This is a genomic window from Caulobacter sp. GW821-FHT11E10, from assembly GCF_058808375.1.
In genome coordinates this window covers 247,479-269,004 of record NZ_JBXARP010000001.1, presented here as the reverse complement: position 1 = coordinate 269,004, position 21,526 = coordinate 247,479, and the positions used below count along the sequence as shown (strand labels likewise).

Genomic DNA, 21,526 nt, shown 5'->3' with positions numbered 1-21,526 from the left:
TCAGACTCCGAAGGATTTCGAAAGGGCCCGGACCGCCTCGGGCGAGGTCTGGTTGAGGGCCTGGGCCGCGAGACTACGGCAGGCGTCGAGGGAAAGGCTACGGACGCGGGCCTTCACCTCCGGCGCGATCGACGCCGTGGTCGAAAGCTCGGTGACGCCCAGGCCCAGCAGGATCGGCGTGGCGGCGATGTCGGAGGCCAGTCCGCCGCAGACGCCGACCCAGCGATGGTGCTTGGCCGCGCCCTTGCAGGTCAGGTCGATCATCCGCAGCACCGCCGGATGCAGGGCGTCGATGCGGGCGGCCAGCTCGGGATTGCCCCGGTCCATGGCCAGAACGTACTGGGTCAGGTCATTGGTGCCGATCGACAGGAAGTCGGCCTCGGCGGCGATCAGGTCGGCGGTCATGGCCGCGGCCGGGGTCTCGATCATCACCCCGAGCTCGATCCTCTCGACCACGCCCATCTCGCGCTTGGCCTCGTCCAGCACGGCGCGGACGGCGCGCAGCTCGTCGAGGCTGGCGACCATGGGGACCATGATCTTGCACTGGCCCAGCGGCTTGACCCGCAGGATGGCGCGCAGCTGGGTCTTGAGCAGATGCGGCCGCCACAGGCTGACGCGGACCCCGCGCAGGCCCAGGGCCGGGTTCTCCTCGGCCGGGATCGGCAGATAGGGCGCGGCCTTGTCGCCGCCGACGTCCAGGGTGCGGATGATCAGCGGCTTGCCGTCCAGGGCCGAGGCGATGGCCTGGTACTGGCGAGCCTGCTCGTCCTCGTCGGGCGGGGTCTCGCGGTCGAGGAACAGGAATTCGGTGCGCAGCAGGCCCGAGCCCTCGGCCCCGTTAGCCACTGCGGCCAGGGCGTCGTTCAGCGAGCCGGTGTTGGCGAAGACCTCGATCCGCGTTCCGTCCAGGGTCACGCACGGATCATGGGCCGCGGCCTTGGCGGCGGCCTTGCGCTCCTGGCGCTGGGCCAGGGCGGTCTGGGCCGCTTCCAGCGCCTTGGCGTCGGGGGCGACGCGCAGGGTTCCGCCGTCGGCGTCCAGGATCAGCGCCGCGCCATCCTCGACGCTCAACACCCCCCCGCCGACGGCGACCAGGGCCGGGATGCCCATGGCGGCCGCGAGAATGGCCACGTGCGAGGTCGGGCCCCCGCGCGCGGTGGCGAAGCCGGCCACCACGCCGGGATCCACGCCCATCAGTTGCGACGGCAGAAGTTCGTCGGCCAACAGGATCGAGCCCGGCGGCAGGATCGCGCCGTCTTCCTCTTCGCCGGTCAGGGCCCGGAGCACCTGGCGCTCGAGATCAACGAGATCGTCGACCCGTTCGGCCAGGCGACGGTCGCCCAGGCCGCGCAGGGCCTCGACATAGCCGCCGACCGCCTTGCGCCAAGCATAGCCGGCGCTCTTGCCCTCGCCGATCAGACGGCGGGCGCCGGCGGAGAGTTCGGGGTCTTCCAGGAAGGCCAGGTGCGCGCCCAGGATCGCCTTGCGGGCCTTGTCGCCTTTGGCGGCCGACAGCTCGATGCGAGCGCGGACCTTGTCGATGGCGGCGGCCAGGGCGGCTTCCTCATGCGCCACCCCTTCGCCGGCCTCGCGCACGATGATGTCGGCCGAAGCCAGCCGGACGGCCTTGCCGATGGCCAGGCCCGGCGCGGCCAGCACGCCCCTCAGCACACCGTCGCGGGGCAGGTCGACCGGGCCGGTCGGCTCGGGCGTGAACAATGCGGCGGGCGTCGAGGCCTGGCCCTTGGCCGGGACCGGACCGCCCTCGCCCATGCCGCCTTCGATCAGTTCGACCACGGCCAGGATCGCCGCCTCGGCGTCCAGGCCGGACGCCACGACCTGGACGGTGTCGCCGTGGCGCACGGCCAAGGACATGACGCCGACCGGGCTCTTGGCGCTGGCGCGGCGGTTGACGGCGACCAGGGCGACCTCGGCCACGAACTTGCGAGCCGTCTCGGCGATACGGGCGGCGGGACGGGCGTGGATGCCGTGGACCAGCGGCACGACGACGTCGCGCGAAGCCTCGCCGGCGTTCACCGGGCCGGCCACGCTTCCGCTAGCGCCCCTCGCAAGATTGGCCGGGGCCAGCTCCATCAGGAAGTCACCGACGGCGGTCTCGCGATCCTGGTCCCGGCGGACAATCTCGAAGGCGTCCAGATTGGTGATGACGATCGGGGTGATCAGGCTGCGGGCCCGCTGAGCCAGCAGGTCGAGGTCGAAGCCCAGCAGCTTGTCGCCGGTGCTCACCGCCTGGCCTTCCTTGACGAAGACGGTGAAGCCCTCGCCGTTCAAGGCCACGGTCTCCAGGCCCACATGCATCAGGATCTCGGCCCCGTTGGCCGCCCGCAGGGTGACGGCGTGGCGCGCCCGGTGGACGGTGATCACCGTCGCGTCGCACGGCGCGTGCAGCGTCGAGCCCAGCGGATCGATGGCCAGGCCGTCGCCCAGCATGCGCTCGGCGAACACCGCGTCGGGCGTCTCGTCGAGCGATGCGATCCAGCCCTTCAGCGGCGCGGAAAGTACGAGATTGGACACAGGGCTCTACGACTCTTTTCGAGGACTAGTTCGGGTTCAGGGTCACGCGGTCGATGGCCCAGTAGGGATCGATGCTCTTGGCCGTGAAGGTGAAGCACAGATCGACCTTACCCGCCTGGGCGGGCAGGCGGCCGGTGATCGTCGAGACCGCCGGATTGCGCGCCGCCTGGCCCAGCGGAAGGACGGCGATGCGCGGGCCGGTGCAGGCCCCCGCTTGAGCAAGCCGCACTTCCAGCTCGCCCTCGGGCGTCGCCGGGGCGCGCAGCGGAATGTTGTCGCGATCCTTGCCGACCTGGAAATTGAACGGCAGCTGGCCGACCCGGGCGCTGAGCACCGCGCCCTTCGACAGGTCGGCGCCGTCCCAGATCCAGCAGGGATTGAAGATGTCGACGTCGAACATCGCCCTCTTCTCGAACGCGGCGGGCGCGTCGTCGATCATCAGCAGCGGCACGTGGCTGGTGCAGCGCTTCAGCTGGCCGCTGGCGCGGGTGCGCGGCGCGGCCGGGTCGATGGTGACCACGCGTTCGCGGCCCAGGGCCTGGCCGTCGACGAAGGTGCGGGCCTTGACGACCGTTCCCGTCGAGAGCTCCAGGGCGCCGGCATAGGCGCTGGAGGCCGCCGTCGGGGCCTCGCCGTCGGTGGTGTAGCGGACCTGGCCCAGGCCCAGCGGCGAGGACAGGGCCAGCCGGGTCTTGCCGCCCTCGCCTTCCGACTGGGCCGGCTGAGGCTCGAACGGTACGGTGTTTGCGGCGACGCCCAGCACCTTCAACCGCGCCATCTCGGCGGGCAGGCGGCGAGCGAAGTCGTCCCAGCTCACCCGGTCCTCCGGCGTCCAGCCGCGCTCGGCCAGGGCCACGGCGCGGGGGAAGGCCATCAGCATCATGCGTTGGTCGGTCTGCATGTGCTCGGTCCAGACATTGGCCTGGAGGCCCAGGATGTGCTTGCGCTCATCCGGGCTCATCTGGGCCGGCGCCGGATCGAAGGCGTAGACGTCCTTCAGGGTGACGATCAGGCCGCGGCCGGTCGGCTCGTCGGCCGACGCGCTCTGGCGATGGTCGAGATAGAGGGTCGGATGCGGTGACAGCACCGTGTCGTGCCCGGCCTTGGCGGCGGCGATCGCCCCGTCCAAACCGCGCCACGACATCACCGTGGCGTTGGGCGCCAGGCCGCCTTCGAGGATCTCGTCCCAGCCGATCAGGCGACGGCCGCGCTTGTCCAGGCTCTTGCCGACGCGCTGGATGAACCAGCTCTGCAGCTCGTGCTCGTCCTTCAGGCCGAGCTCCTTCATCTTGGCCTGGATCTTGGCGCTGGCCTTCCACTGGTCCTTGACCGCCTCGTCGCCGCCGACGTGGATGAAGGGCGAGGGGAAGATATCCATCACCTCGTTCAGCACATCGTCGAGGAAGGCGAAGGTCGCGTCGTCGGTGTTGTAGAGCCAGGGGAACACGCCCCAGTCGCCCAGCTTGGTCGCGTCCGGCGCGGCCGTGCCCAGCGACGGATAGGCGACGATCGGCGCCAGGGCGTGACCCGGGGTCTCGATCTCGGGCACGACGGTGATGTTGCGGGCGGCGGCGTAGGCGACGAGGTCGCGGGCCTGGTCCTGGGTATAGAAGCCGCCGTACTTCGGCCCCTTGCTGGCCGCGCCGGGGTCGAGACGCCAGGCGCCGACCGCCGTCAGTTTCGGATACTTCTTGATCTCCAGCCGCCAACCCTGGTCGTCGACCAGGTGCCAGTGGAAGGTGTTGAGCTTGTGGGCCGCCATGGCGTCGATAACCGCCTTCAGCGTGTCGATCGACTGGAAGTGTCGGGCGCTATCGACCATCAGGCCGCGCCAGGCGAAGCGCGGAGCGTCCTCGATCGCGGCGGCGGGAACGGCGACCGGGCCCTTGGCCGCGTCCGGCGTCGCCAGCTGCCACAGCGACATGGCGCCGTAGAACAGGCCGGCGCGCTTGGCGGCGGCGATGGTCACGCGCCTGGGACCGATGTCGAGCTTATAGGCTTCGCCTGCGGGACCCTCGCGGGTCAGGACGATGGCGGCCGCGTCCGCGGCCGGCGCCCCCTCGATAACCAGAGGACGGAAGCCGCGCGAGCGCTGGATCAGGTCCGCCAGATAGGTCGCCACGCCCTTGGCCTCGACATCGCCCTTGGCGACGTGGATGCGAATGGCGGCGGAAAGCGCGAAAGTCCCCTCGCCGGCGACCATCCGAGCCGGTGCTGGGGTCAGGGTGAGGCCGGCGGAAGCCTGTGCGCTAGCGGTCGAGGCGCCGAGCGCGGCGACCAGGGCGAGCGCCGAAACGGCGATGGTGCGGAGCGGGGTCATGATCACGCGGCCTCGCGAAGAAAGGGGCGACTGGCGAGCAGGCGGCAAAAAGTGGGCGGGACAGCCGTGCTGCCCCGCCCCAGCTCCATGCTTGCAGTCAGGAGGGGTAGAGTGCGCGACGGCGGGTCTCGATGGATCATCGGGCGATCCTGGACCAAGCCGCGCGCGAAGAGAAATCGCTGCATGACGGAGACTCCGAAATGGCTCGGAGCCTCCGCCGCCGAACGTCCTAGAACGCGACGTTCAGAGTAGCTTGCAGCTTGCGACCCGTGCGGTAGACGCCGCGCGGCAGGGCCGTGGTGTTGGCGTAGGCGTAGTACTCGCTGTCCAGCAGGTTCTGGCCCGAGACCGACATCGTGATGTTCTTGTTCACGGCGTAGCCGACGGTGGCGTCCAGGGTCTTGGCGGCCTTGACGAACATGTTGTCGCCGCGGTCGACGCCGGTGAAGTACTTCGACCGCCAGGTGAAGGTCGCCCGGGCCGAGAACGGACCGGCTTCGTAGAACGGGCTCAGATTGACCTGGTGCTTGGAGCTGTAGGGCAGCGGCGCGCCGCCCGTCGCCGAAGCATCGGCGTAGGTGTAGTTGGCCAGCAGACCGAAGCCGTGGGCGTAGTTCTGCTGATAGGCGACCGCCACACCCTTCACCTCGGCCGAACCCGCGTTGAACGGACGGCTGATCTGATAGGTCGTGACCTTGCCCTGCGACTGGTTGAAGTACGCTTCCGGCTGGGTCTTCTGCAGGATGTAGTTGCCGATGTCCTTGTAGAAGACTTCGGCCGACAGGATGGCCTGGGGCTGGAAGTACCATTCGGCCGAGGCGTTGACGTTGCTCGACTTGTAGGGCTCCAGCGCCGGGTTACCGCCGCCGCCGGTCAGGATGCCGTCAGACAGCCAGAAGAAGTTGGTCATGTCGGCATAGTTCGGGCGGGCGATCACCTGGGCCGCCGCGAAGCGCAGGACCAGGTCCTCGCGGGCGTCGACGATGATGTTCACGCTGGGCAGGACGTTGTCGTAGCTCTTCTTGGTGACCTGCCAGCTCCAGTCGGCGGCGGCGTTGCAGGCCGCGCCGGGCTTGCAGACGTAGCCGGCGCTGTCGACCGAGGTCTTCACATAGCGGACGCCGAAGTTGCCGCGCACGTTCTCGGCCTTGAAGTTGGCCTGGGCGTACAGGGCGTCGATGTTCTCCTGGATAGTCCAGTTGCCGGCCGTGAACTCGGCGGCGGCGAAGATCGACGGCTTGGGCATGGCGGCGCCCGCGGCCAGCCATTTGCCGCTCTCGACGTACGACAGCATCGTGTTTCCGTCGATGCGGAACCGGTTCTTCATCTGGTCGCCGACGCCGTCGAAGCCCTTCAGATAGTTGCCGGGTACGGTGGCGGGAGCGAACAGCGAGGCCGGGGCGGCGATGCCGTTGATGGCGATGCCGGCATATTGCTGGCTGGTCTCGTGCTCACGGCGCTTGTAGCCGATCTGGACGCGCTGGATCACGCCCTCAAAGTCGTGGCCGAGGTCGACCTGGGCGTACTTCTCTTCATCCGAGGTCGGCTTGGAGACGATGTTGCCGCTCCAGCCCGGATCGGTCGCGAAGGCGGCCGGGTTGCCCATCACGTTGCTCGTGTAGGACAGGTTGCCGGGGCTCTTGGGCGCGCCGCTGATGTCGACGGTGTAGTTGGCCCAGTTCAGGAACTCGAGGAAGACCTGACGCTTGGTGCCGCCGTCGGCGGTGGACTTGCCGATCTCGCCGCTCAGATCCCAGCCGTCGGCCTTGTACTGGCCCTTCAGGTGGAAGGTGTCGGAGTTCAGCTCGGCCTCGCGATACTGGACGTCGAGCACGCTCAGCGCGTTGACGAACGTGGCCTTGCTGACGACGCCGTTCTTGACCTCGAGACCCGTCAGGGCGCCCAGGCTGTTCCAGGTGTTGCCCTGGAAGGCGTACATCGACTGGTTGGTGTTGTCGTAGGTGGCCTTGATCTTCAGCCAGTTGAAGTCGAACGACAGCTGGTCGGTCGGCTTCCATTGCAGCGCCGTGGTGTAGGTCGTGCGGACGCGGCCCTGCTCGAAGAAGTGCGTGCCGAACGCGTTCGGGCTGCGGGCGTTGAGGTTGGCCGTCAGGGTGGTGGCGCAAGAGCCGGTGCAGCCGCGAGTCCGCGAGTCGACCGGGTTGTCGGGATTGCCGCCGGCCCACTGGTTGGCCGCGATCGTGCCGTAGCTCTCGATGCCGTCGCGACGCAGCTGGTCCTCGGCGCGCTGCACCGCGAAGCTGGCGCCGAAGGTGTTGTCGGCGTTTTTCCAGCTGGCCAGCAGCGAGCCCTGCAGATCGCCCTTCTTGGAGCGGTCGGTGTAGAGGTAGCTCACCGCGCCGGCGATGGTGCCGGACTTCAGGTCCAGCGGCTTGCGGGTGTTGACGATGACCGTGCCGCCGATGCTGCCTTCATCGATGCGCGGCTCGGGCGACTTGTAGACCTCGACGCGGCCGACGATCTGCGGCGCCAGCAGGGCGTAGTTGAAGGTGCGGCCCGGAGTATCCAGGATGAACCAGTCGGCCGAGGCGACGGTCTGGCCATTCAGCAGGGTGCGGTTTAGCGCCGGGTCGGTGCCCAGGATGCTGACCTTTTCACCTTGACCGAAGGCGCGATCGACGGTGACGCCTGGAACGATGGTCAGGGCTTCGGCGACGTTGGCGCTCGGAAACTTGCCCACGTCCTCGGCGGTGACGACGTCGACGATGGCGTCGGCCTTGCGCTTGGATTCGATGGACTGCAGCAGCGAGGCGCGGATGCCGGTGACGACGACTTCCTCGACGGTGCTGCTGTCCTGGGCCAAGGCCGGAGCAGCGACCATGACCACCATGGCGCTGGCCGACGCGGCCAATACGGATTTACGGAAATTCTTCATAACTCGGCTTCTCCCCATTATGCCGGGCCAATCGGACCGGAGCCGAACCCCAAGCCCAATTTGATACCAATCTCTCTGGGAGGTTCCGCAGAAAGTGGTACTTCTCAGGCCTCGGGAGGGAACTGTGACGAAAATTTTGCGAATGACAAGGCCAAAAAGAAACCAATTGCAGACCATGTTCTTATTGGTATGAAAATGGTCATATGCTATCGAGACCAGCAGGGGCGCCGCCGATTTGCGCGGCCGGGTTCACGGGGGAGGGCTGTAAATGACGTTTGCTGAACGGATTGGGCGGCTCGACGCCAAGGACGATCACGCTCCGCTTTACAAGCAGCTGCAGCGCGCCTTGCGCGAGGCCATCCAGACCAAGGTGCTGGCGCCCGATGACGCCCTGCCCGCCGAGCGGGACCTGGCCGACGAGTTCAGCATCTCGCGCATCACGGTGCGCAAGGCGCTGGACGGCCTGGTCAGCGAGGGCCTGCTGACCCGTCGCCAAGGCGCGGGCACCTTCGTCGCCGCGCGTGTCGAGAAGAGCTTCTCCAAGCTGTCGTCCTTCACCGAGGACATGATCTCGCGCGGCCGCGTGCCGCGCAGCGAATGGATCAGCCGCGCCGAGGGTCAGGTGACTCCGGAGGAATCGCTGACCCTGGGCCTGTCGCCCGGCACGCCGGTCTATCGCTTCGCCCGCATCCGCTACGCGGACGGCGCGCCGATGGCCGTCGAATACACCACCATCGCCGCCTTCGCCCTGCCCTCGACCGAAGTGGTCGGAACCTCACTTTATGAGGCCCTGGAACAGACGGGCCACCGGCCGGTGCGCGCCCTGCAAAGGCTGCGCGCGGTGCTGTTCGCCGGCGAACAGGCCGACCTGCTGGGCGTTCCCGTCAAGGACGCCGGCCTGCTGATCGAGCGGCGCGGCTTCCTGAAGGACGGCCGGGCGGTGGAAGTGACCCAATCGTACTACCGCGGCGATGCGTACGACTTCGTCGCGGAACTGAACGCCCTGTCCTGATCGGCGGTAGGAGTAGAGCTTGGAGGCGACTGTCTTGACCCGTCCTGAGGCCCCCGCGCCCGCGCGGCCGTCGCCCGAGTCGACGCGCATGTTCCTCGAGGCCGGCCAGGCCTCGGCCGTCGCCGCCGCCCAGCTGACCGCCAATGCCCGCAAGATTCAGGCCCTGGCCGAGCGCCTGCGCGCCAACCCACCGCGCGTCGTCGTCACCTGCGCCCGGGGCAGCAGCGATCACGCCGCCACCTTCGCCCGCTATCTGATCGAGACCAAGGCCGGGGTCCTGACCTCTTCGGCGGGCTTGTCGGTCAGTTCGGTCTACGACGCCTCGCCCAATCTGGAGGGCGCCCTGGTCCTGGCCATCTCGCAGTCGGGCAAGAGCCCGGACCTGCTGGCCTCGGTGAAGGCGGCCAAGGCCGCCGGCGCCTATGCCGTGGCCCTGGTCAATGTGGTCGACTCGCCGCTGGCCGAACTGGCCGACGAGGTGATCCCGCTGCACGCCGGGCCCGAGCTCAGCGTCGCGGCCACCAAGTCCTACATCGCCGCCCTCGTGGCCATCACCCAGCTGATCGCCGCCTGGACGGAAGACGAAGATCTGTCGAAGGCCCTGTCGGCGCTGCCGACCGCCCTGGCCGAGGCCTGGACTCTGGACTGGTCGCCGGCCGTCGAACGCCTGAAGCTGGCCCGCAACCTCTACGTCCTCGGCCGCGGCGTCGGCTTCGGCGTCGCTCTGGAGGCGGCCCTGAAGTTCAAGGAGACCTGCGGCCTGCACGCCGAGGCCTTCAGCGCCGCCGAGGTGCTCCATGGGCCCATGGCGTTGGTGAAGGATGGCTTCCCTGCCCTGGTCTTCGCCCAGAACGACGAGAGCCGCGCCAGCGTTGACGAGATGGCCAGGGGCCTGCGCGCGCGCGGCGCCGATGTGCTGATGGCCGGCTCCGCCGAGGACGGCCCGGGCGCCCTGCCGACCCTGTCGAGTCATCCGGTGCTAGAGCCGATCCTGATGATCCAGAGCTTCTACCGAATGGCCAATGCGCTTTCGGTCGCGCGCGGCTACGATCCCGACAGCCCGCCCCATCTCAACAAGGTGACCGAAACCGTCTGATGCTGGCTGCTCTCGTAAATGGCCGCGTCCTGACGGAAACCGGCGTCGTCGACGGCAAGGCCGTCCTGGTCGAGAACGGCGTCATCGCCGCGATCGTCGAGGCGCGCGCGGTTCCGGCCGACGCCGAGCGCCGCGACCTGGCCGGCGGCCTGCTGGTTCCGGGCTTCATCGACACCCAGGTCAATGGCGGCGGCGGGATCCTGTTCAACGACTCCCCGACCGTCGAGGCGATCGCCGCGATCGGCGCGGCCCACCGCCCTTATGGCACCACCGGCTTCCTGCCGACCCTGATCAGCGACGACCTCTCGGTCGTCGACCAGGCGATGCGCGCCACCGAGGCGGCCATCGCCCAGGGCGTGCCCGGCGTGCTTGGCGTGCACATCGAGGGCCCATTCCTCAATCCGAAGCGCAAGGGCATCCACGACGCCGACAAGTTCCGCGTCATCGACGACGAGGCCCTGGCCCTGCTGACCTCGCTGAAGGTCGGCAAGACCCTGGTCACCCTGGCCCCCGAACGCACGACGCCCGAGATGATCCGGCGCCTGGCCGACGCCGGGGTGAAGGTCGCTGCCGGTCACACCAACGCGCTCTACAAGACCATGCGCCAGTCCCTGGACCATGGGCTGACGGGCTTCACTCACCTGTTCAACGCCATGTCGCCGCTGACCAGCCGCGAGCCCGGCGCGGTCGGGGCCGCCCTGGAAAGCCAGACCGCCTGGTGCGGGCTGATCGTCGACGGCCGCCACGTGGATCCGGCGACCTTGCGGATCGCCCTTCGCACCCGGCCGCTGGACCGCTTCATGCTGGTCACGGACGCCATGCCGACGGTGGGCATGGTCGACAAGAGCTTCAACCTGCAGGGCCGCCACATCCGCGTGGTCGACGGCGTCTGCGTCGACGACCACGGCACCCTGGCCGGCTCGGACCTCGACATGGCCGGCGCGGTGCGCAATGCGATCGCGATGCTGAACCTGTCGCTGGACGATGCGGTGACGATCGCCTCGGCCGCCCCCGCCGCCTTCCTGGGCCTCGAAGGACAGCGCGGCCGGATCGCGCCGGGTCAGGCGGCGGACTTCTGCCTGCTGGATGAGCGGCTGAACGTTCTGGCCACCTGGATCGGCGGGGCCGAGGCCTAAGCCTTCCACTCGCGCTCCGGGCAAGAAAAAGGGCGCTGACCTCGCGGTCAGCGCCCCCTCTCTTAGGCGGAAGCCCCCTGGAAGCTTAGAACTTCCACTTCACGCCGAGATAGAATTGACGGCCGTAGTGCACGTACTCTTCCGAGATCATGCGGGTCGAGTCGTCAAGCTTGCTGTCTTCCTGGTCGGTCAGGTTGATGCCTTCCAGAGTGACCGTGAAGTTCTTGAAGTTGTAGCTGACCTGAGTGTCGATGTTCATGGTCTTTTCTTTGATACGAACATCGTTGTTGTTGGTCGCCGACGGGGCGACCTGGATCAGGTACGGGTCGCGGTACGAGGCCGAGACGCGGGCCTTGAACGGACCCTTTTCGTAGTAGAGCGTCGCGTTGTAGGCGTCCGGCGACAGGTTCACCAGCGGCTGGGTCAGCATCACGGCCGGCGTCGTCAGGACGCGCGGCGTGCCCGAATAGACCGGGTTGGCGATCACGTACTGAATGTCGCTGGTGACGTGCGTGTAGTTCACGATGCCGCCGAAGCCGTCGAACGGCGCCGGCAGGAAGGTGAACGGACGCTGCAGCGAGATCTCGTAGCCCTTCAGCTCGCCGCCGGGGGTGTTGATTTGCGTCGTGACCGTGAACAGCGTGTTGCCGGTATTGCCGTTGCTCAGCAGGCTGTCCGCCAGCTCGGTTTCCGACCACGGCATGGTGACGGCCGAGGTTTGGATGAAGGACTTGATGTCCTTGTAGAACAGGCCGACCGAGAACAGGGTTTCCTTGTCCGGATACCACTCGAAGCTGAGGTCCAGGTTCTTGGACATCATCGGATTGAGGTCCGGATTGCCGCGCGTCAGGGTCTGGTTGGCCTGGCTGATGGCGGTGTAGCCCGGGGTCAGGTTCTGCAGCTGCGGGCGAGTCATCGCCTTGGCGGCCGCGAAGCGGACGAAGAAGTTCTCGAACGGTTGGGCCGAGACGTTCAGCGACGGCAGGGTCTTGGCGTATTCACGCGACGTCGTCTGGACGCCGTCGGTGGGAACGGTCGTCGAGATCGTGCCGAAGGGCGTCGACACCGGCGTGGTCACGCTGCCGGTGTTGTAGTGGCCAAGCGCGCTCTGATCGGTCTTCACATAACGGACGCCGACATTGCCGCGCACCGGGATGTTGGCGATGTCGTAGTCGAAGTCGCCCTGGATGTAGAAGGAGATGTCCTTCTCTTGGATCTGACGAACCGCGCCCAGCTGGTTGACGACGCTCAGGCGGAAGTCGCCGTTGGCGTTGATGCAGTTACAGTCATAGCCTAGGCGGGCCTTCAGCTTGGCGAGGTCGGGAGCCAGCCACGAGGTCGGCACGCCGGCCGGCAGGTCCAGGCCGCGACCGAAGCCGGTGATCACGCGCGAGACGTCGGCGACCGTGGTGCCCGCGGGCAGGCCGAAGGCGGCTTCGGCGGTGAAGGTCGTGCCGGTGGTCGCCAGGTTGCGGTTGTAGAGGCGCTTTTCCCACGAGCTGAAGCCGTACTTCTTGTACACGCCGCCGTAGCGGAGCTTGAAGCCGTCCAGGATCTGGTAGTCGACGTCGGCGCGGAAGGTCTTGAAGGTGTTGACCGCCTTGCTGGGACGCAGACGCAGCAGCGACGCATCGCCGAGGGCGTTGCTGGCGCTGTACTGGAAGTTGGCCGGATTGGTCGGATCGAAGCCGTAGTTGAAGTTCGGCAGCTTGTCGTTGGCCGAGTAATCGTAGCTGTAGTTGTCGCTGTCATAGCGATCGAACGAGAAGGTCGTCTGGACCGGGTTGTCCTGGATCGAGCGCGACTGGCCGTAGACCACGTTCAGGTGGCCGGCTTCGCCGAACTTGGTGTCGTAGGTCAGGACGAACTGGTTGAACTCGGTCTTCAGGTCGTCGTGGCGATACTCGACCCGGGCGTCGACGTCGTCGAACGTGCCCTTGATCAGGGTGCCCTTGCTGTCGGCCGTGAAGTTCACGACGTCCGTCTGGGGCACGCCCGCGCCGCTACGGCTGAACGAGATGATTTCCAGATAGGTTTCGTCGCGGTTGTTGGTGAACTTGGCCAGCAGCGCGTCGAGGGTCAGGGTCGAGCGGTCGGTCGGACGCCATTGCAGCGAACCGGTCACGCCCAGGCGCTTTTGATCGTAGTCCAGGCGGCCATAGCGCGGAATCCGCGGGTGCCACAGGTTGTTGGCGGTGCCGGCGGCGGCGAGCGTGGTCGGCGTGGTGCCGCCGACGACCGTGCCGATGGTGTTACAGGCCGGCGAGGTGGCGGTGGTCGCGCCACCCACGGCGGCGCCGGCCGTCGACGGATTGTAGGCCGGGGTCGTGCAGGGGAACGCCGTCGCCGAGTTGAAGCGGACCGAGGGGTTTTCCCAGCGACCGGTCGACGAGCCTTCTTCGCGCTGGGCGCGGGTGGCGTAGGCGACCGACAGCAGGGCGCCGACTTCACCGATCCCGGTGTCCCAGCGGTTGCTGACCAGGAAGGTGTAGCGCGGGTCGCTCTTCCGCGAGAGGTCGTTCCAGCCCACCTTGGCGCCGGCGCTCATGGTGAACTTGCTGAAGTCGAACGGGCGGGCGGCCTGCATGTCGATGATGGCGCCCAGCGAACCTTCTTCGTTGCTGGCCGAGTTCGACTTGCGCACGGTGACGCTGTTGAACAGTTCCGAAGCGAAGATCGAGAAGTCGAACTGACGGCTGCGGTTAGCGCCGCCCGAACCGTCCTTGCCGCCCGTGGTCGCGATCGCTTCCAGGCCGTTCAGGCGCACGACGGTGAAGTCGGCGTTCAGGCCGCGGACGGTGATGGTGCGGCCTTCGCCGCCGTCACGGTCGATCGACACGCCCGGCACGCGCTGCAGCGACTCGGCCAGGTTCAGGTCGGGGAAGTCGGCGATATCTTGCGCCTTGATGACGTCGACGAGGTCGTTTTCACGACGCTTGACGTCCAGAGCGTTGGCGAGCGAGGCGCGGAAGCCCGTCACAACGACGGCTTCGACGGTTTCATCGGCCGGTGCGGCCGCCGCCGGAGCGGTTTGAGCCGACGCGCCGCCGGCGAACGCCATCGCCAGGGCCAGTGCGCCGCCGGAAACGCCGTAGTGCAGAGCGCGCACGCGCCCCGTGGTTTTCTTGGACATAGAACCTCCTCCCGTATCGACCATTGGACGACGGCGTGAACCGCCGCCTTGGCCTTCGTTCAACTCCGCGTCCTTCCCGCGAAATCGCCCCCGGCCTTTTTTAAGTCTTCGTTTTTGCCACCGGTGTCAGAAGCGAACTCTGGTTTTTGACACCGGTATCAGAGTGCTAACAAAGCCCGCGACGGCCGACAAGGCCACAAAGCGGTCACAACCCCCGAGACTCATACCGCCGTTGCCATTCCGACACAGAGCGGCGTTCTGTCACAGGAGGCGTCAGGCCTCATCAGGGCGGTAGTGACTGACCCGATAGAGCCCTTGCAACATGGCGTCGCGCTGTTCGGCGGGCAGCTCGGCCCCCATGGCGCGCAGGAGCTTCAGGGCGTTGAGGTGCACGTCCACGGCGTCCCAACGCCAGGCCCCCGCCTCGGCGCAGCTGTCGGCCAGGCCGCACAGCGACGTCGCCGCCTTGTCCACGCCTGCGTCGGTCGCGAAGCCGCTGACGTCGATCGCCTTCGAAGCCAGCAGATACAGGGCCTCGCACGATTCCGACTCCCGATCCGGCGCGGCCTTGCCGAAGCGCCGCTCGATCTCGGCCAGCAGCTCGTCCAGCGCGGCCATGGTGGCGTCGCGCAGGGTCTCGACCCCGGCCTCGGCGGCGGCGACGGCGTCCTTGGCCAGCACGCCGCCACGATCCTTGATCATGCCGGCGAGGCGGTTGGGCGGACGGAACTTGCGGACGGTCATATCTGCACCTTCGCTGGGCGCATCAGGTTGCTGATCTCATCTTCCGACATATTGGGCATATGCGCGTCGCCCACCTCCGCCGGGAGGTCGTCCTTACGCCTGCCGTCCGTACCTGGGGGCGGACCCTCGTGCTTGAAGCGCCGGTCGGGCCCGATGAACGTATCACATTCGATGAAGGATCGCTCCTCGCGCGCCACCCAGAAGATCCGCTCCAGCAGCACCTTGGGGGTGATTGGCTTGGCCACGACATAGTTCGAGCCGGCGTCGCGCAGCTTGAAGATCTGCGAGGTGCGCGTGTGGCCGGTGACCAGGATGACCGGGACGTAGCGGTTGGTCTCGCCCCCGTCCCTGCGCAGCCACTCGATGAACTCGATGCCGTCGGTGACGGGCATCTGCACGTCGCTGATGATCAGGTCGAAGGTCTTGGTGTTGATCAGCGCCTGGGCGTCCATGACGCTCTCGGCCCGGTGCAATTGCTTGACCCCGAAGCCGGAGACCACCTGCGAGAGGATGTCCAGCGACGCGCCGTTGTCATCCAGGACGAGCACCGTCGCCCGCTCGAGATTGATCCGCGTCGAGGGAAGCAGCGCGTCGGCCATAGGCGCTCTAGAAGAAGTCCAGCTCGCCGGCCTCGGCCGTCCAGTCGGCGGCTTCGCTGGCCCGCAGGCGGACGACTAGGTCGGCCAACCCCAGGCCTTCCAGCAGGGGCTCGATCGACATGCTCCATTCGCCCGAGGCGTGCTGGCCGATCCGCTGCAGCACCGCCGACAGGCCGTGCAGGCGTTGGCTCAGTTCATCAAGCGCCTGAAGCCGGCTGAGATTGGCCAGCGCCGCGCCGCCCTCGGCGAGATCGCCGACGATGTGCTCGCAGTCCTGGCAGATGGCCGCGGCCGAAGCCAGCTCCACCGACAGACGACGCGACAGCTCTCCGACCAGGAGATGTTCCCCGGTCGGTTCGTTCGGCGGCGTCTGGAGCGGCAAAGCAGGCATGGGCGTCAGAACAGATCCACATCGCCGCTGGAGGCGGCGGGCATCGGGGCGGGGGTCGGACGGCGGACGTCCTGCGGCGCGTTGTCGACCGCGACCAGGCGCTGGCGCACCCGGCCCGAGGCCGGCCAGAACTCGACGCGACGGGCCGAGACCCCGCCAGTGCTGGACGAAACGATCGGGATGCCTTCGTCGCGCAGGAAGCGCTCGGCGAAGGCCGAGTTGCTGGCGCCGACGTCGGACAGGCCGTCGAACAGCTTGGCGCCGCCGAAGATCTTGGCTTCCAGCCGCTCGCGGCGGGCGCCCTTCTTCAGCAGCTCGTTGATCAGCAGTTCCATGGCGTAGGCGCCGTAGCGAACGGCGTCGCCGTCGCGACGGTTGTCGCCCGAGTCCGGCAGCAGGAAGTGGTTCATCCCACCCACGCCCGATTGCGGGTCGCGGATACACGCGGCGATGCACGAGCCCAGCACCGTGGTCATGACCACATTGGGATCGGCCGCCACGTGGCTTTCGCCCTGCGTGACGTGCACCTTGATCGCGCGTTCAGGATCTTCGGGTTGATTGAATGGCGTCATGTCAGCTGCCCGAACACCTGTTCGATCTTCTCCCGCAGGCCCTGAACGGTGAAGGGCTTGACGCAGTAGTTGTTGACGCCGAACTGCACGGCGCGCTGGACCAGTTCACGGTCGGCGCGGCCCGTCAGCATGACGAAGGCGGTCTGGCGGATCGGCGGGTGCGAGCGGACCGCTCGCAGCAGGGCCAGGCCATCCATCTTCGGCATGTTGAAATCGGAGATGACGAGGTTGGCCGGCTTGGCCAGGAGGTTCTTCAGAGCCTCCTCGCCGTCGGGCGCCTCACGGATATCCTTGAAGCCGATCTGCTGCAGCGCATTGCGGATCAGGGCCCGCATGGTCAGCTGGTCGTCGACCACCAGAACGGAAATGGTGCTTGCTTGGGGCATGGGTCTATCGCCTCGCGGAGGCTAGATCGAGAATGGACTGGCCCATGGAGGACAGGGAAACCTGCTTCTCCACCGCGCCAATTTCGAAGGCCGAGCGGGGCATGCCGTAGACGACACAGCTCTGCTCGTCCTGTCCGAGGGTCTTGGCCCCCGCCTTACGCATAGCCAGAAGGCCCTGGGCCCCGTCGCGGCCCATGCCGGTCAGGATCGCCCCGACCGCCTTGTCGCCGACGGCGTTGGCCACCGATTTGAAGAGCACGTCTACCGACGGGCGGTGGCCGCTGACCGGGTCGCCCTGGACGAGGCGGCAACGCAGGCCGGCCGAGCGGACGACTTCCAGGTGCGTGGCGCCGCCAGGGGCGACATAGACCTTGCCGGGCTCCAGCAGGGCGCCGTCCGTGGCTTCCTGCACCTTGGCCCCGCTGGCGCGGTCGAGGCGCGCGGCGAAGCTGGCGGTGAAGGTGGCCGGCATGTGCTGGGTGATGACGGTCGGCGGGCAGGTGTCGGGGAAGAGGGTCAGGATCGACAGCAGGGCTTCCACCCCGCCGGTCGACGAACCGATCGCCACGATGTCGCCCGAGGGCATGAAGTCCTTGCGACGCGTCGGCGCCGCCGCCGGCGCGGCGCCGGCGTTGGTGCGAACCGCGGCGCGCGCCGCGATCTTCACCTTGGCGACGATCTCGGCCAGGGCTTCCTGGGTGCCGGTGGCGTCGGTGGGCTTGCCCACGCAGTCGATCGCGCCCAGTTCCAGGGCCCGCAGCGTCATTTCGGCGCCGGCCTGGGTCAGGGTCGAGACCATGACCACCGGCATCGGCCGCAGGCGCATGATCTTCTCGAGGAACTCGATGCCGTTCATGTTCGGCATCTCGATGTCGAGGGTGACGACGTCGGGGTTCAGGGTCTTGATCATGCCGCGAGCCTCGAACGGGTCGCCGGCGCCGCCGACCACCTCGATCTCGGGATCACGATTGAGGGCCGCCGTGATCAGGCTCCGCATGGTGGCGGAGTCGTCGACGACGAGAACGCGGATCTTAGGCATCAGCGGCTCACCTTTCGGTAGGCGGTGAGGCCGCAGCTCTCGAACGCGGTCACCGAGGCGCCGACACGTTCCGAGTGGCCGACATACAGACGGCCGCCAGGCGCGATGAGCGGCGCGAAGCGGCTCCAGACGCGTTCCTGGGTGGGTTCATCGAAATAGATCACGACATTCCGACAGAAGATGGCGTCGAACGGGCCCTTCATAGGCCAGGACGGACCGTTGAGATTTAGTTCCCGGAACGCGACCAGGCTGCGCGCGGCTTCGCAGACGCGGAAGGCGCGGCGGTCCGCAGGATCGCGTTCGAAATACTGGTTGCGCGCTGCGGCGGGGATGCCCTCCAGCAGGCTTTCGTCGTAGGACGCGGCCCGGCCGGTCGCCAGCACGTTGGTGTCGATGTCCGTGCCCAGGATCCGGATGTCCAGGTCCGCGGCGTTCGGCCATACCGACAGCACCGTGAAGGCCATCGAATAGGGCTCCTGGCCCGAGGAGCTGGCGGCGGACCACAGGCGCAGCCGGCCCCCGGCGCGCACCTTGTCAGCGACCGGCTCCAGGATGTTGGCGCGCAGGTCGTCGAAATGGTGCGGCTCGCGGAAGAAGCGCGTGACGTTGGTGGTCAACGCCCGGAGCATCTCCTGGCTCTCGTCGTGGCCCTTGTCGCTGGCGACGAAGGCGCAGTACTCGGTGAACGAACGCAGGCCCAGGAAGCGCAGGCGCTTGGCCAGGCGCGAATAGACCAGCGTCGCCTTGCTGTCGGGCAGGCTGATGCCCGCCAGGTCGTACAGCAGCGCGGCGATGCGCTTGAAGTCCTGGGTCGTGAACGCGAACTCGCCATCGACGATGGCCTCGCGGCGTTCCATGGAAGAAGCGGAAGCGGTGGTCATCAGGCGGCCAGAGCCTCGCGTTCAGGCAGGATACGGTCCAGCGAGATCTCGCTGATCATCCGTCCCTCGATGGAGATGATGCCGCGCACGAAGCTGCGAACGGTGTCGCAGGCCATGTCCGGCGTCGGCTGGATCATGTCGTCATTGATCGAGAGGATGTCCGACACCGCGTCGACCAGAAGGCCGACGGTGCGGTCGCCCGCCTTGACCACGATGAAGACGCTGCGGACGGTCGGCTCGATCACCGGCATGCCCAGACGGCAGGCCAGGTCCATGATCGGCAGCACCGCGCCGCGCAGATTGATGACGCCGCGCATGAAGCCGGGCGTCTGCGGAAGCGTCGTCGCCGGGCTCCAGCCGCGGATCTCGCGGACGGCCATGATGTCGACGCAGTACTCCTGGTCCCCCACGCGGAAGGAGATCAGCTCCCGACGGTCGCTGCTCGAGGCGGTGGCATGATCTGTCATGACTTACTCCGCTGCGATGAGGGTGGGTTCTGTGGGGCGAGGCGCGCCGCCTTCACGGCGACGCATGGCGATGGTGGCGTCGACGTCGAGGATCAGGGCCACGCGGCCGTCGCCCAGGATGGTCGCGGCGGCGACGCCCTCGACCTGCTGGTAGTTCTGTTCCAGCGACTTGATGACGACCTGGCGCTGACCATGGATGGCGTCGGCCACCAGGGCGGCGCGCGAGCCGTCCTCGCCTTCGACCAGCAGCACGACGCCGTCGGTCGGGTGCGGGGAGTGCGTGCGGTAGCCGAGCGCTTGGCCGACGTCGATCAGCGGCACGAAGCTGTCACGGACGGCCAGCACCGAGCCGACCGGGCCCAGCGGACGAACTTCTTCCGGCTTGGGACGCAGGCTCTCGACGATGGCGGCCAGCGGCACGACCAGGGTCTCGCCGGCGACGTCGACCACCATGCCGTCCAGGACGGCCAGGGTCAGCGGCAGGCTCAGGGTGAAGGTCGAGCCAAGGCCCGGACGCGAGGTGATCGAGATCCGACCGCCCAGAGCCTGGACCGAACGCTTGACCACGTCCATGCCGACGCCGCGGCCCGACACGTCCGAGATCTTGTCGGCGGTCGAGAAGCCCGGGAGGAAGATCAGGTTGTCGATCTCTTCGTCGGTCAGTTGCAGGTCGGGGGCGATCAGCCCCTTCTTGACCGCGATCGAGAGGACCCGCTCGCGATTGATGCCCTTGCCGTCGTCCGAGACCTCGATGACGATCCGGCCGCTGCGGTGCAGGGCGGCCAGACGCACGACGCCTTCGGGATTCTTGCCGGCCGCCTTGCGCTCCTCGGGCGTTTCCAGCCCGTGGTCGATGGCGTTGCGCAGCATGTGGGTGATCGGGTCGGACAGACGCTCGATGACCGTCTTGTCGACTTCGGTGTTCTCGCCGTCCATGACCAGGCGAGCCTGCTTGTGCGTCATGTTGGCGACTTCGCGGACCAGGCGCGGCATGCGCTGGAACACCGACTTCACCGGCTGGGCGCGGATAGCCATGACGCTGTCCTGGATCTCGCGGGTGAGCTGTTCCAGCTCGTCGAGACCCATGGCCAGGTTGGAGGACGGGGCGATGCCATATTCGCCGACGCGTTGCGCCAGCATGGCCTGATTGATGACCAGCTCGCCGACCAGGTCGATCAGGCGATCGATACGCTCGGGATCGACGCGGATGACCGATTGGCCGGGACCCGGGACTTCGACCTGGGTGGCCTTCGGAGTCGGCGCGGCCGGAGCGGCGGGCTTGGCGGCCTCGACCGCTGCGGGCGCGATCGGGATGATTTCAGCGACGGGCGGGGGCACGATCTCGACCGGAGCCGGCGCGGCCGGCTCGACGATCGGCGGCGCCTCGGCCACGGTCAGCAGCGCGGCCAGGGCGTCCTCGACGGCGGCTTCGCCACGGGTGATTTCAAGGTCGCAGTCGCCGTCGACGAATTCGAAGACTTCGCGGATGGCGCTCTCGTCCTCGTCGGTCTCCAGACGCACGCTCCACATGACGTAGGCGGCTTCCGGATCCAGGTCTTCCAGGGCCGGCATGGCGCTGTCGTCCAGCGTCGCGGTGATCGGACCCAGGCGGTTGAGCTCGCGCAGCAGCAGCGCCGTCTCGTTGGCCTTGCGGTAGAGGTCCGACTTGGGACGGATCGACACCGTCCAGACGTTGGAGGGGATCAGGTCGGTATCGGCGGCCTGGTCCTCGACCGAGATGGTCTGCGGCACGAACACGAAGCCGAGATCGTCGTCGTCCATCGCTTCGTCAGCGGCGACGACGGGCGCGCTCATCGGGGCCGGAGTGAATTCCTCGACCACGACCGGCGCGGCGGCGGCCGGCGAGGCGTTCGGATCGGTCCAGGTTTCCAGCTCGGCGGCCATGGCGGCCGATGCGCCCATGTCGACGTCGCCAAGGCCGCGAGCGGCGCTGACGTGGTCGGCCAGGATGTCGGAAGCGCGCAGCAGGACGGCGGCCAGCTCGACCGTGTTGGGCACGGAGCCCGCCCGCACGGCGTCCAGCAGGGTCTCGAACACGTGGGCGAAGCGCACCAGCGGCTCGAGGCCGAAGGCGCCGGCGCCACCCTTGATCGAGTGGACGGCCCGGAACACGGCGTTGACCGTCTCGGAGTCGCCGGCCCCCTCTTCCATAGCCAGGAGACCGCCCTCGAGATCTGCGAGGAGCTCCTCGCATTCCTGGAAGAAGGTAACCTTGATGGCCTCTAGCTCGTCCATATCCCGTACGTCCTAATTCGCGTCTAGCAACGGGTACTCAAAGAAACTGGGTACTGAAACTGG

16 protein-coding genes are annotated in these 21,526 nt (G+C 67.7%); 3 read left to right on the top strand and 13 right to left on the bottom strand.

Features of this window, described 5'->3' with window-relative positions:
• The 3 genes from ptsP to AC1RRV_RS01275 all read right to left on the bottom strand — a co-directional run bounded on the left by ptsP (position 1) and on the right by AC1RRV_RS01275 (position 7,751).
• Positions 1-2,535: a phosphoenolpyruvate--protein phosphotransferase gene (gene ptsP, locus AC1RRV_RS01285; protein WP_492857767.1), complete on the bottom strand. Its 2,535-nt coding sequence runs from the start codon at positions 2,533-2,535 to the stop codon at positions 1-3.
• A 25-nt stretch (positions 2,536-2,560) separates the two neighbouring features.
• A complete protein-coding gene (locus AC1RRV_RS01280; RefSeq protein ID WP_492857766.1) occupies positions 2,561-4,861 on the bottom strand; it encodes a family 20 glycosylhydrolase in 2,301 nt (766 codons plus the stop codon).
• Between the two features lie 223 nt (positions 4,862-5,084).
• Complete coding sequence (locus AC1RRV_RS01275; RefSeq protein ID WP_492857765.1) at positions 5,085-7,751, bottom strand: TonB-dependent receptor; 2,667 nt, start codon at positions 7,749-7,751, stop codon at positions 5,085-5,087.
• Between the two features lie 268 nt (positions 7,752-8,019).
• Here AC1RRV_RS01275 and AC1RRV_RS01270 point away from each other — a divergent pair, with 268 nt between their 5' ends.
• Genes AC1RRV_RS01270 through nagA form a run of 3 tightly spaced genes read left to right on the top strand, consistent with a single transcriptional unit; the run spans position 8,020 to position 10,995 of the window.
• A complete protein-coding gene (locus AC1RRV_RS01270) occupies positions 8,020-8,763 on the top strand; it encodes a GntR family transcriptional regulator (RefSeq protein ID WP_492857764.1) in 744 nt (247 codons plus the stop codon).
• 19 nt (positions 8,764-8,782) lie between these two features.
• Positions 8,783-9,859 carry an SIS domain-containing protein gene (locus AC1RRV_RS01265; protein ID WP_492857763.1) on the top strand — a complete coding sequence of 359 codons (1,077 nt, stop codon included), beginning with the start codon at positions 8,783-8,785 and terminating at the stop codon, positions 9,857-9,859.
• Entirely contained in the window at positions 9,859-10,995 is a 1,137-nt protein-coding gene (gene nagA, locus AC1RRV_RS01260) for an N-acetylglucosamine-6-phosphate deacetylase (RefSeq protein WP_492857762.1), read from the top strand. Before AC1RRV_RS01265 ends, nagA begins: the two co-directional genes overlap by 1 nt.
• Before the next feature lie 85 nt (positions 10,996-11,080).
• Here the strand turns inward: nagA and AC1RRV_RS01255 are convergent, their stop codons facing one another.
• The 10 genes from AC1RRV_RS01255 to AC1RRV_RS01210 all read right to left on the bottom strand — a co-directional run bounded on the left by AC1RRV_RS01255 (position 11,081) and on the right by AC1RRV_RS01210 (position 21,463).
• Positions 11,081-14,128 carry a TonB-dependent receptor gene (locus AC1RRV_RS01255; RefSeq protein ID WP_492857761.1) on the bottom strand — a complete coding sequence of 1,016 codons (3,048 nt, stop codon included), beginning with the start codon at positions 14,126-14,128 and terminating at the stop codon, positions 11,081-11,083.
• A 273-nt stretch (positions 14,129-14,401) separates the two neighbouring features.
• Positions 14,402-14,872 (bottom strand): chemotaxis protein CheE, encoded by a 471-nt coding sequence (locus AC1RRV_RS01250; RefSeq protein WP_492857760.1) that lies wholly within the window; start codon positions 14,870-14,872, stop codon positions 14,402-14,404.
• Entirely contained in the window at positions 14,869-15,471 is a 603-nt protein-coding gene (locus tag AC1RRV_RS01245; RefSeq protein ID WP_492857759.1) for a response regulator, read from the bottom strand. The genes AC1RRV_RS01250 and AC1RRV_RS01245 overlap by 4 nt, the downstream gene beginning before the upstream one ends.
• Before the next feature lie 7 nt (positions 15,472-15,478).
• On the bottom strand, positions 15,479-15,862 hold the full coding sequence (locus AC1RRV_RS01240; protein ID WP_492857758.1) for a DUF8776 family protein: 384 nt from the start codon (positions 15,860-15,862) through the stop codon (positions 15,479-15,481).
• 5 nt (positions 15,863-15,867) lie between these two features.
• On the bottom strand, positions 15,868-16,434 hold the full coding sequence (locus tag AC1RRV_RS01235) for a chemotaxis protein CheD (RefSeq protein WP_492857757.1): 567 nt from the start codon (positions 16,432-16,434) through the stop codon (positions 15,868-15,870).
• On the bottom strand, positions 16,431-16,820 hold the full coding sequence (locus AC1RRV_RS01230) for a response regulator (protein WP_047403396.1): 390 nt from the start codon (positions 16,818-16,820) through the stop codon (positions 16,431-16,433). The genes AC1RRV_RS01235 and AC1RRV_RS01230 overlap by 4 nt, the downstream gene beginning before the upstream one ends.
• Positions 16,821-16,824: 4 nt before the next feature.
• Positions 16,825-17,859: a protein-glutamate methylesterase/protein-glutamine glutaminase gene (locus AC1RRV_RS01225; protein WP_492857756.1), complete on the bottom strand. Its 1,035-nt coding sequence runs from the start codon at positions 17,857-17,859 to the stop codon at positions 16,825-16,827.
• Positions 17,859-18,740 (bottom strand): CheR family methyltransferase, encoded by an 882-nt coding sequence (locus AC1RRV_RS01220; RefSeq protein WP_492857755.1) that lies wholly within the window; start codon positions 18,738-18,740, stop codon positions 17,859-17,861. The genes AC1RRV_RS01225 and AC1RRV_RS01220 overlap by 1 nt, the downstream gene beginning before the upstream one ends.
• The gene (locus AC1RRV_RS01215; RefSeq protein WP_492857754.1) at positions 18,740-19,207 is read right to left on the bottom strand and encodes a chemotaxis protein CheW; all 468 of its coding nucleotides are present in this window, start codon (positions 19,205-19,207) and stop codon (positions 18,740-18,742) included. The genes AC1RRV_RS01220 and AC1RRV_RS01215 overlap by 1 nt, the downstream gene beginning before the upstream one ends.
• A gap of 3 nt (positions 19,208-19,210) precedes the next feature.
• Positions 19,211-21,463, bottom strand: coding sequence for a chemotaxis protein CheA (locus AC1RRV_RS01210; protein WP_492857753.1), 2,253 nt, complete (start codon positions 21,461-21,463; stop codon positions 19,211-19,213).
• Positions 21,464-21,526: the final 63 nt, after the last annotated feature.